The sequence below is a fragment of the Sphingomonas endophytica genome (genome assembly GCF_001476895.1).
In the GTDB taxonomy this organism is placed as follows: Bacteria; Pseudomonadota; Alphaproteobacteria; order Sphingomonadales; family Sphingomonadaceae; genus Sphingomonas; species Sphingomonas endophytica_A.
This window is the reverse complement of sequence record NZ_LDTB01000004.1, coordinates 70,043-80,050: the sequence shown is the minus strand read 5'-3', so window position 1 is coordinate 80,050 and position 10,008 is coordinate 70,043. Positions and strand designations below refer to the sequence as shown.

At 69.1% G+C, this 10,008-nt stretch carries 11 protein-coding genes and 1 tRNA gene; 9 read left to right on the top strand and 3 right to left on the bottom strand.

Features of this window, described 5'->3' with window-relative positions; translation table 11 throughout:
• Window positions 1–262: 262 nt before the first annotated feature.
• The 7 genes from NS334_RS17560 to NS334_RS01820 all read left to right on the top strand — a co-directional run bounded on the left by NS334_RS17560 (window position 263) and on the right by NS334_RS01820 (window position 5,773).
• Window positions 263–385 (top strand): aa3-type cytochrome c oxidase subunit IV, encoded by a 123-nt coding sequence (locus NS334_RS17560; protein ID WP_083500190.1) that lies wholly within the window; start codon window positions 263–265, stop codon window positions 383–385.
• A 7-nt stretch (window positions 386–392) separates the two neighbouring features.
• The gene (locus NS334_RS01845; protein ID WP_058754274.1) at window positions 393–1,517 is read left to right on the top strand and encodes an NAD(P) transhydrogenase subunit alpha; all 1,125 of its coding nucleotides are present in this window, start codon (window positions 393–395) and stop codon (window positions 1,515–1,517) included.
• A gap of 15 nt (window positions 1,518–1,532) precedes the next feature.
• A complete protein-coding gene (locus tag NS334_RS01840) occupies window positions 1,533–1,838 on the top strand; it encodes an NAD(P) transhydrogenase subunit alpha (RefSeq protein WP_058754273.1) in 306 nt (101 codons plus the stop codon).
• Between the two features lie 102 nt (window positions 1,839–1,940).
• Window positions 1,941–3,434 (top strand): NAD(P)(+) transhydrogenase (Re/Si-specific) subunit beta, encoded by a 1,494-nt coding sequence (locus NS334_RS01835; protein WP_058754272.1) that lies wholly within the window; start codon window positions 1,941–1,943, stop codon window positions 3,432–3,434.
• Between the two features lie 3 nt (window positions 3,435–3,437).
• Window positions 3,438–4,361 (top strand): winged helix DNA-binding protein, encoded by a 924-nt coding sequence (locus NS334_RS01830; RefSeq protein WP_058754271.1) that lies wholly within the window; start codon window positions 3,438–3,440, stop codon window positions 4,359–4,361.
• Between the two features lie 61 nt (window positions 4,362–4,422).
• A tRNA-Val gene (locus NS334_RS01825) sits at window positions 4,423–4,498 on the top strand.
• A 144-nt stretch (window positions 4,499–4,642) separates the two neighbouring features.
• Window positions 4,643–5,773, top strand: a complete 1,131-nt coding sequence (locus NS334_RS01820) for a GGDEF domain-containing protein (protein ID WP_058754270.1) — start codon at window positions 4,643–4,645, stop codon at window positions 5,771–5,773.
• A 19-nt stretch (window positions 5,774–5,792) separates the two neighbouring features.
• Here NS334_RS01820 and NS334_RS18490 read toward each other — a convergent pair whose 3' ends face one another.
• Entirely contained in the window at window positions 5,793–5,930 is a 138-nt protein-coding gene (locus NS334_RS18490; protein ID WP_193752972.1) for a hypothetical protein, read from the bottom strand.
• Window positions 5,931–6,094: 164 nt separating this feature from the next.
• On the opposite strand from NS334_RS18490, the gene NS334_RS01815 reads away from it, so the two are divergent.
• Together NS334_RS01815 and dapF are read left to right on the top strand one after the other, a co-directional pair.
• Window positions 6,095–6,565 carry a DUF6456 domain-containing protein gene (locus NS334_RS01815; RefSeq protein WP_058754283.1) on the top strand — a complete coding sequence of 157 codons (471 nt, stop codon included), beginning with the start codon at window positions 6,095–6,097 and terminating at the stop codon, window positions 6,563–6,565.
• Window positions 6,566–6,612: 47 nt separating this feature from the next.
• Complete coding sequence (gene dapF / locus NS334_RS01810) at window positions 6,613–7,563, top strand: diaminopimelate epimerase (protein ID WP_058754269.1); 951 nt, start codon at window positions 6,613–6,615, stop codon at window positions 7,561–7,563.
• Window positions 7,564–7,569: 6 nt separating this feature from the next.
• Here dapF and NS334_RS01805 read toward each other — a convergent pair whose 3' ends face one another.
• Window positions 7,570–8,673: a GGDEF domain-containing protein gene (locus NS334_RS01805; protein WP_153002546.1), complete on the bottom strand. Its 1,104-nt coding sequence runs from the start codon at window positions 8,671–8,673 to the stop codon at window positions 7,570–7,572.
• A 4-nt stretch (window positions 8,674–8,677) separates the two neighbouring features.
• On the bottom strand, window positions 8,678–9,988 hold the full coding sequence (locus NS334_RS01800; protein ID WP_058754267.1) for an HD-GYP domain-containing protein: 1,311 nt from the start codon (window positions 9,986–9,988) through the stop codon (window positions 8,678–8,680).
• Window positions 9,989–10,008 lie beyond the last annotated feature (20 nt).

Sequence of the window (10,008 nt, the reverse complement as noted above, 5' to 3'; positions counted from 1 at the left end):
CGCCGCGCGCGGCGACGGTCGTCACCGTGCGGCGACGCGCCGGATCGGCGTCGATCAGCATCAGCAGACGTTGTCCGTTGCGCGTCATGTTCAGGCCCGGCCCCATGGTTGTTCGATGCTGCTGTAACCGCGCGGAGTAAAGGGCGGCTTAAGTTGACGGCGCCGGTCGGCGCGCCGGGCCGGCCGGTGTTCCTGGTCAGTATTGCGCCCCGCGCGCGGCTTGCCTACGGTCGCCGCAACAGTGGAAGGGAAGAGGATCACCATGGCCGAGCCTGCCGACCTGAAGGCGCATGAATCCACGTATGGCAGCATGATCGGGCTGTTGAAGTACGGGGCGGTCGCCTGTTTCCTGATTGCGGCGCTCGTCATCTGGCTGATCGCGTGAACGCCGCGTGAAGATCGCGATCACGCGCGAACACGCGCCCGGAGAACGCCGTGTCGCGGCGACGCCCGAAACGGTGAAAAAGTTCTCGGCGCTCGGCGCCACGGTGGCGGTGGAGAGCGGCGCCGGGACGGCGGCCGCGTTCGCCGACTCCGATTATGCGGCGGCGGGTGCGATGCTGGGCGACCGGGCCGCGACGCTGGCGGGGGCGGACATCGTGCTGGGCGTGCAGGGCCCCGATCCCGCGTCGCTGGCCGGGGTGGCACCGGGGGCGTGGGTCGTCGCCGGACTGAACCCCTTCGGGGAGCGCGCGCGCGTCGATGCCTATGCGGCGGCCGGGCTGGAAGCGCTGGCGATGGAGTTCATGCCGCGCATCACCCGCGCGCAGTCGATGGATATCTTGTCGTCGCAGTCCAATCTCGCGGGCTACAAGGCGGTGCTCGACGCGGCGGCGGAATATGGCCGCGCCTTTCCGATGATGATGACGGCGGCCGGCACGGTCAGCGCGGCGCGCGTGTTCGTGATGGGCGTCGGCGTCGCCGGGCTGCAGGCGATCGCCACCGCGCGGCGGCTGGGCGCGCAGGTGTCGGCGACCGACGTGCGGTCGGCGACGAAGGAGCAGATCCAGTCGCTGGGCGCCAAGCCGATCTTCGTCGAAAACGTCGCCGGGATCGAGGGTGAGGGCGCTGGCGGCTATGCCGGCGAAATGTCGCCCGAGTATCAGGCGGCGCAGGCCGCACTGGTGTCGGCGCACATCGCCAAGCAGGATATCGTCATCACCACCGCGCTGATCCCCGGCCGCCCCGCGCCGCGCCTCGTCAGCGATGCGCAACTCGCGTCGATGCGGCCCGGCTCGGTCATCGTCGATCTGGCGGTGGAGCAGGGCGGCAATGTCGAGGGCGCGGTCGCGGGCGAGGTGGTCGAACGGCACGGCGTGAAGATCGTCGGCCATCGCAACGTCGCCGGACGGCTGCCGGCGGACGCCTCCGCGCTATTCTCGCGCAACCTCTACAATTTCCTGTCGACCTTCTGGGACAAGGACGCGGGCCGGCCGGTGCTGGATGCCGAGATCGGCGATGCGATCCGCCTGACGAAGGACGGGACGGTCGTGAACGCGCGGCTGCTGGGCGCCTGAAGGAGGGGGACGGAAATGGACTTCATCGCGATCCTGTCGATCTTCGTGCTGGCATGTTTCGTCGGCTATTATGTCGTCTGGTCGGTGACGCCCGCGCTGCACACCCCGTTGATGGCGGTGACGAACGCGATTTCCAGCGTCATCATCGTCGGCGCGCTGATCGCCAGTGCGGCGGCCGGCAGCGTGGGCGGCAAGTGGCTGGGGCTGGTGGCGGTCGTATTGGCCAGCATCAATATCTTCGGCGGCTTCGCGGTCACGCAGCGGATGCTGGCGATGTACAAGAAGAAGGAGCGGCCGGCGGCGACCGGCGGCCACAAATAAGCACGTCATCCCGGCGGAGGCCGGGATCCATCGCGCCGCACGCGCTGGTGGAAAGATGGACCCCGGCCTTCACCGGGGTGACGGGATAACAGGGGGTTTGGGATGCAACACGTCGCCGTCAATCCATGGGTCGCGCTGGCGTACCTGATCGCAGGCGTCTGCTTCATCCTGGCGCTGCGTGGCCTGTCGAGCCCGACCACGAGCCAGCGCGGCAATCGCTTCGGCATGATCGGCATGGCCATCGCGGTGGTGACGACGCTGGTCACGCACATCCCGACGATCACCGTGCTTGTCGAGGGGTACGATTATGCGGCGCTGTTCTCCGCGATCGACAGCGTCGCGGTGGTCGAGATCCTCGCCGCGATCGGTATCGGCGCGGTTATCGGCATTACCACCGCGCGCCGGATCGCGATGACCGCGATGCCGCAGCTCGTCGCCGCCTTTCACAGCCTGGTCGGGCTCGCCGCGGTGCTGGTCGCCGCCGCCGCCTATCTGAACCCGGTCGCGTTCGGGATCGCGGTGCCGGTCCTCACGCCGGAGGGGGCGTTCGCGCTCATCAATCCGGTCAGCCGCATCGAAATGGGACTGGGCGTCGCGATCGGCGCGATCACCTTCTCTGGGAGCGTCATCGCCTTCCTGAAGCTGAACGGCAACATGGGCGGCGCGCCGATCCTGCTGCCGGCGCGCCACGTCATCAACCTGGGCGTTCTCGCCGCGATCCTGGCGCTCGTGGCTTATTTCACCATCGACCAGAGCCCATGGGTGTTCTGGACGATCACCGCGCTCAGCTTCGCGATCGGCTTCCTGCTGATCGTGCCGATCGGCGGGGCGGACATGCCGGTCGTCGTGTCGATGCTCAACAGCTATTCGGGCTGGGCCGCCGCCGCGATGGGCTTCACGCTCCACAACAGCGCGATGATCATCACCGGCGCGCTGGTCGGATCGTCGGGCGCGATTCTCTCCTACATCATGTGCCGCGCGATGAACCGCAGCTTCGTGAGCGTAATCGCGGGCGGTTTCGGCGCCGAGGCGGCGGCGGGCGGTGCAGGTGCCGCCAAAACGGATCGTCCGTGGAAGCGCGGTTCGGCGGAGGACGCCGCCTTCCTGATGAGCCAGGCGGAGCAGGTCATCATCGTCCCCGGCTACGGCATGGCGGTCGCCCAGGCGCAGCACGTGCTGCGGGAAATGGCCGACAAGCTGAAGGAACACGGCGTCCGCGTGAAATATGCGATCCACCCGGTCGCGGGGCGGATGCCCGGACATATGAACGTGTTGCTGGCCGAGGCGAACGTTCCCTATGACGAGGTGTTCGAGCTGGAGGACATCAACAGCGAGTTCGCGCAGACCGACGTCGCCTTCGTCATCGGCGCGAACGACGTGACCAACCCGGCGGCGAAGACCGACAAGACCTCGCCGATCTACGGGATGCCGGTGCTGGACGTCGAAAAGGCCAAAACGGTGCTGTTCGTGAAACGTTCGATGGGCGGAGTCGGCTATGCCGGCGTCGACAACGACGTTTTCTACAGGGACAATACCATGATGCTGCTGGCCGATGCGAAGAAGATGGTCGAGGATATCGTCAAGGCGCTCGACTGAGCCATGGCGACCCCCTTTTACGGCTTTGCCGGCGCGCGGACGACCGCGTTCGTGCTGGCGACGATGGATGCCGCCGGCGGCGCCGCCGCGCAGGAGGCGATCGCGCTGATGGGCGGTACGGTGGCGGCGCATGTCGCGCTGCCCGGGCTGCACGACGCGCTCGACATGGTCGATTCGGCGCCGGTGATCGTCCTCGATCTGGAAGGTGCGCCCGACGACCTCGCCGACGAGGCGGTGAGTGCGGTGGCGACGTTTTCCGCCGAGCGCGCATGGCGCAGCGTCGTCGCGATGAGCGTGGCGCAGATCGATCTGGTGGTCGCCGCGCTGGGCGAGGCGACCGACGCGGTGCATCTGCTCTGCGCACCCGATCAGGCGGAGTGGATCAGCGCGCTGGCGATCGCGGGCGCGAAAGGGGCGGGCGGCGTCCGCGCCAGCGACGAGGAGCGCGAGCATCTCGCCCGGCTTCATGCGGAGGTGGCGCGCGTCGCCGAACTGCTGGCCCGGCTGGGCGAACGCGGAGCCGCCGGCGGACGCGCGGAGGATCGCCACACGACCTTCGCGCCCGCGCCGACCGAGGCGCTGGTCACGCCTGGCACGGTCCGCGACGTGCTGCGCGCGCGGCGGCTGCGCGACCGCTTCTTCGGCAACGGTCTGTTCGAGGATCCGGCCTGGGACATGCTGCTGGACCTGTTCGCCGCGCGGCTGGAGGGCGGGCGCGTATCGGTGTCCAGCCTCTGCATCGCCGCCGCCGTCGCGCCGACCACGGCATTGCGCTGGATCGGCAAGCTGACCGCCTTGCGGCTGCTGGTCCGCGAACCCGACGCCAGCGATCGTCGCCGTGCCTTCGTTGCCCTGTCCGATCAGGCGACCGCGTCGATGCATCGCTATGTCGCGGCACTGGCGGAGGCACGCCTGCCGCTGGTGTGACGGGCCTTGATCCGTCGACGCGGCGCTGTAAGGAGAGGGGACGGTGCCGCCACGGCGCGCCGGGCGCTTAGCTCAGCTGGTAGAGCGGCTCGTTTACACCGAGTAGGTCGGCGGTTCGAACCCGTCAGCGCCCACCATCTTCCTTTCCGACCCCCGCCGCGACGATTCATTCCGGCCCCGCCGATCGGCACGCTGCCGCCGCGTACGCGGGTTAAGCACTTCCCTAACCGATTGTCCTTATCAGCCCCTCCCATGACGAGAGCGGTCGAGAGCGGAAGCCGATGAAGCTGGATATCGTCAGTCTGCAAGTGGTCGCCGCGCTCGGCAGCTTGCTGTCGGGCGCGATCTATCTGCTTCCCGGCATCGTCGGCCACCGGGACGGGCAATCGGCGCGCTGGTGGGGCGTCGGCAAGCTGGTCATCGGCGTGTCGACCGGCGCGACCGTGTCCTATGCGGGCCCATCGGCATTGCTGGTCGAACGCGTGGCGCACGTCATGCTGGTCGCCGGCCTGCTGATGTGCGTACACGGCATTGCTTGCTTCACCGGCCGGCGCGTGCCGGTCGCGGCGGCGGCGCTGCTGATGATCGCGGCGATCGCGGTGGTGCTGATTCCGATCGTCGATCCGCAGAACGCGCGCTGGGCGATGGGAAGCGCGGGCCTGACGCGCGGGGTCTGCCTTGCCGCGATCGCATGGATGGCGCTGGGCATCGCCCGCCGCGAGCGGCTCGTCACCGCCTGGATCATGGCCGCCTTGTTCGCGATTCCGGCGGCGCTGTTGGTGGCGGGCGCCGTCGTTCAGATCGCGGCCGAGAGCCACGCGTCGCTGCGCTTCCTGGCCCGTTCCGCCGCCGCTTGGCTGGTGGCGCTGGTGATCATCATCATGACGATCAGCCACTTCATCCTGTTGCTGGTCGCCAACGAACGCGCGCAGCGGCAATTGCGGGAGCAGGCGTATCGCGATGCCCTTACCGGCGCGCTCAATCGCTTCGGTCTTGAGCGCGCGCTGAAACGGCTGCGCGGGCAGGTGTCGCTGTTGCTGATCGACGTGGATCGCTTCAAGGCGCTGAACGACGGCCAAGGACATGCGGCCGGCGACATGGTGCTTCGGCTGTTGTCGAACCTCGCGCAGCACGAGGTGGAAGAGCAGGGTATGCTGGTCAGGCTGGGCGGAGACGAATTTCTCTGCGTGTTGCCCGGATTCCGTCATGAACAGGCGATGGCACTGGCGGCGCGATTGTCGTCCCGCTTCGACCGCGCGCTGCCCGCGACGGTGAACGGACCCGACTATCCGACGCTCAGCATCGGTGTCGCCCAGGGCATGGTGGAGGACGGGTTCGATCGGCTGACCGGCGATGCGGACGCCGCGATGTATGCGGTCAAGTCACAACGTCGCCGCGCCTGCGCGGCCTAGCGGACGCGCACCGACCCCCTCAATGCCCGCCCTTGAGGGCGACCAGGCACATGGCGGCGCTGAGCAGCGCGACCACCATCAGCGCCACGCTGAAGGCGATCACGGTCAGGTTCCGGCGGAAACGATATGGGTTGCGGGCGGGGTTGGTGTGGATCACGGCGGCCTTCGATACGCTGATGACGACTTACGCGCCGACAGCTGATGGTTACCGCCATCGGCGACCACCAAACGCGACCCGTCGCGGCCGGGTTCCCACATCCGTGCTGTCCTACATCCTCCAACATCTGCGACGCGATTCGCCGTTGAACGATGGAGTGGCGGATGCGCGAGTTGGTGGAACAGGAAGTGGATGCGGCCGGACGCCGGGGCGCGGTGGTGGCGCGCGCGGGGCGCGGGCGGACGGTCACGGTCAATCGGCGTGAGTCGCCGCTGGCGTGGCTCGCCGCGCGGGCGCTGGTCACGCCGCGCCAGAACGAGGCCGGCGAGCGGCTGAGCGTGGATTACGAGCGGGCGGCGCTCGGCGCTTCGGTGACGATGCGCTGGTCGCCGCGCGTCGATGGCGGAGCGGGCGCGCGGCTCGACCCTGCCGAGGCGCAGGTCGCGGCGAAGCGGCGCTTCGATGCCGCGATGGCGGCGGCGGGGCCGGGGCTCAACGATGTCCTCTGGCGCGTGATATGCGCGGGGGAGAGCCTGCCCGACAGCGAACGCGCGCTAGGCTGGCCGACGCGCAGCGGACGGCTGGTGCTCACCCTCGCGCTCGATCGGGTCGCGGACCATTATCGGCTGCCCTGACGCGAACGGGACTTGCCGGGGCGCGCGCGCGCGAACAGATAGGGGCGATGCAGCTACGCTTCATCAAATGTCACGGATCGGGCAATGATTTCCCGCTGATCGACGGCCGCGCGCTCACGCTGGGCGAGGACGAATGGGCGCAGGTCGCGCGCGCGCTCGCCGACCGCGCCGGGCCGGTCGGGGGCGACGGGCTGCTGGTACTGACCGGCGGCGATGCCCAGGCGGCGTTCGGCATGCGGATGTTCAACAGCGACGGCTCCGAGGCGGAGACGTGCCTGAACGGCCTGCGCTGCGTCGCGCGCGCCGGGTTCGAGGCGTTGGGCATCGACCGCGCGGTCGTGCGGCTGAAGACCAGTCTCGCGACGGTGGTCGCCGCGCCGCCACTGGCGGACGGTGTCTATACCGTCGAGGAAACCGCCGGTCCCGCGACACTGGACATCGCGCGCTGGCCGTTGCGCGTGGCGGAGGCGGGCGGGCGGCTGGTGGAGCGGCCGATCCCCGCGCTGCCCACCGCGCGCGGCTTCACGGCGGTCGCGATGCCCAACCCGCATCTGGTGTCGTTCGTCGATGCCGTGGACGAGGAGGAACTGGTCCGGGTCGGGCAGGCGTGCGAGGCCGCGCCCGACTGGCTGCCGAACCGCGCCAACGTCTCTTTCGTCGAGGTGCGCGGGGACGATGCGGTATTTGTTCGGACATTCGAGCGGGGCGTCGGCCTGACCGACAGTTGCGGCAGCGCGATGGCGGCGTCCACCTATGCCGCCTGCCTCACCGGGCGGATCGCCCATGATCGCGCGATCACGGTGTTCAATCGTGGCGGGCTGGTCCGCGCCCGCTCCGGGCGTAACGCGATGGTCACGCTCCGCGGCAATGCCACCTGGGAATGGGAAGGCACGGCGGAGATCGACCTGCTGCACGCGCGGGCCGGCGACCTGCGGGTCGCGCGGCATATGGACGCGGAAATCGCCGCCTGGGCGCAGGTGGCGGACGCCGCGCGCTGATCGTCGTCAGCTGCCGATCGACACGCGGTTCTTGCCGGCCTTCTTCGCCTCATAGAGCAGTCCGTCCGCCGAGGAGAGCGACTGCGCCGGATCGCCACCGAGCAGCGCCAGCCCGGCGGAGAAGGTGACATGGCCGATCTGCTCGCCGCTCTCCTGATGGATCAACGTGCGCTGCGACAGCCGCTCGCGCACGCCGTCCAGCTCCTTCATGGCGTCGTGCAGCGTGCCATCGGGGAACACCAGCGCGAACTCCTCGCCGCCGAACCGCGCGACCATCACCTTGCGACGGAGCTGCGCGCGCAGGAACGACGCCACGAACTTCAGCACGCGGTCGCCGGCGGCATGGCCGAACCGGTCGTTGACCTGCTTGAAGTCATCGATGTCGATCAATCCGACGACCGCGTCCGCGCCGCCGCGCCCGGTGACGATCGCGTCCAGCCGTCCCTCGAAGCTGCGTCGGTTGGGCAGCCCGGTGAGATGATCCTGCTCGGCGGCGCGGCGCGCACGCTGCAGGTCGCTACGCAGGCTGTCCGCCTCCTGCCGGGTATGACGCAACTGCGCCTCGACCAGCCGCGACGCCTCCACCGCGTCGCGGGTCAGCACGACGATGCGGCGCAGCGTCTCCTGCGGGTCGCGCTCGAATCCGGCGGCTTCCTTGTCGAGCGCGGTGCCGAAACTCTCGACCTGATCGCGTGACGCGCCGGTGGCGGTCATACAGTCGGCGATCCGCTCCTCCAGCGCCTCGGCGATCCGCGACAATGCCGCGGGCCGCAGTTCGGAGGCGGTCGCCTCGGCGGCGATCCGCGCGATCACGGCGTCGTTCAGCCCTTCCTCGCCGCGGAGCCGCGCCGTCACGGCCGATGCCATGTGCGGGTCGTCGCCGCACAGATAGGCGTGCAGGACGGTATAGGCGCGCGGGGAGGGGGTCAGCCCATGGGTGAAGATCAGCGCGCCGATATCGTCGAAGAGCTGGCGCTGAACCCCGGCGCGTGCGCTGGCCGGTTCGCGGTCGGCCGGCGATGACGTCGCGCTCGCCTCATGATCGGGATCGCTTCCGAACCATCCGAATACACGACGGCGGCGGGAAGCCGCCGGGATCGCAGACGACATCACTTTATCCTCGAACCTGAAGGGAAGACGCGCGCACCGGACGGGTTTCCGTGGACGGGGCGGTGCCGGCCCGTACAGCGGCTTCGACGTCGGGCCATTCGGCCCCGAACCAGAGTTCTCCGCGCTCCGATCGATAGATCGGGTCGGTGGCGGCGGTCGCGAACATGTCCTGATGCGGCACCGTGTGACGGGTCGGAATATCGTAGAAGGCGCGCACGCGCGGCGCGGTCGGATCGGCGTCGTTTCCCTCGATCACCAGCGCCAGCCGGCTGGAGCGCAGGCGCACCAGATCGCCGACCGGATGAATGCCGATGCTCTCGATGAAATGGCCCAGCAATTCCTGGTCGAAATGCCCCCGCCAGGAACGCATCCGCGCCAGCGCGTCACTGGGCGACCAGGCGCGCTTGTAGGGGCGCTGCGACGTGACCGCGTCATAGACGTCGCAGATCGCGCTCATCCGCGCCGCCAGGCTCAACTGATCGCCCGACAGCCCGAACGGATAACCGCGCCCGTCGACCCGCTCGTGATGGTGCAGGCACACGTCCAGCACCACTTCCGGCATCGGCGCGCACGCGCGCAGCAGCGCGTGGCCGTTTTCCGGGTGGAGGCGGATCAGGTCGAATTCGTCGGGGGCCAGCCGGCCCGCCTTGTCGAGCAGCTCGTTGGGAACCGCCATCTTGCCGATGTCGTGCAGCAGCCCGGCGAGCGCGAGATCGCGCACCTCGGTGTCGGACATGCGCATGTGCTGCGCGAAATGCACCAGCAACGCGCCCACCGCGACCGAATGGACATAGGTATATTCGTTCTTCGTCTTCAGGCGCGTGACGTTCAGCATCGCGCCGGTATCGCGCGTGACCGATTCCGTGATCTGGTCGACGAGCGGCAGGATCGTGTCCATTTCCACCGCCTTGCCCAGTCGCACCTCGCTGAACATCGCCGCGATGACCGTCTTCGATCGCTCGACGACGGCCTGCGCGCGCGCCACATCCGGCGGCACGCGCCGACGCGACGGTGTGCGGATCGCCCGGACGACAGGCGCGGCGGCGCGGGTGACGGTGTCCGCTTCGCCGGCGGACGGCGGCGTCTCGGCGGCCCGTGCTTCGGTGACGGGCGGGGCGGACGCAACACCGACGCCGACGCCCTTCGAGACGTCGATCACGATTTCGTCGATGCCGGACTCGATCAGCTTGCGGATCTCGCTCGTTCGGGTCAGGACGAATTGCGACCGCCAGAAGGGACTGGCCAGCCATCCTCCGTCGACCGCATGGAGGAACATGCCGATCCGGGCTTCCTCCGTCTTGATCCTGACCAGCACCGTCGTCGCGCCCCCCGATC

What these genes read in the sequence shown, in the direction of transcription:
- NS334_RS17560 (WP_083500190.1), top strand. Translation starts at nt 263, where the DNA reads ATGGCCGAGCCTGCCGACCTGAAGGCGCATGAATCCACGTATGGCAGC.
- NS334_RS01840 (WP_058754273.1), top strand. Translation starts at nt 1,533, where the DNA reads ATGGACTTCATCGCGATCCTGTCGATCTTCGTGCTGGCATGTTTCGTC.
- NS334_RS01835 (WP_058754272.1), top strand. Translation starts at nt 1,941, where the DNA reads ATGCAACACGTCGCCGTCAATCCATGGGTCGCGCTGGCGTACCTGATC.
- NS334_RS01830 (WP_058754271.1), top strand. Translation starts at nt 3,438, where the DNA reads ATGGCGACCCCCTTTTACGGCTTTGCCGGCGCGCGGACGACCGCGTTC.
- NS334_RS01820 (WP_058754270.1), top strand. Translation starts at nt 4,643, where the DNA reads ATGAAGCTGGATATCGTCAGTCTGCAAGTGGTCGCCGCGCTCGGCAGC.
- NS334_RS01815 (WP_058754283.1), top strand. Translation starts at nt 6,095, where the DNA reads ATGCGCGAGTTGGTGGAACAGGAAGTGGATGCGGCCGGACGCCGGGGC.
- dapF (WP_058754269.1), top strand. Translation starts at nt 6,613, where the DNA reads ATGCAGCTACGCTTCATCAAATGTCACGGATCGGGCAATGATTTCCCG.
- NS334_RS01805 (WP_153002546.1), bottom strand. Translation starts at nt 8,673, where the DNA reads ATGTCGTCTGCGATCCCGGCGGCTTCCCGCCGCCGTCGTGTATTCGGA.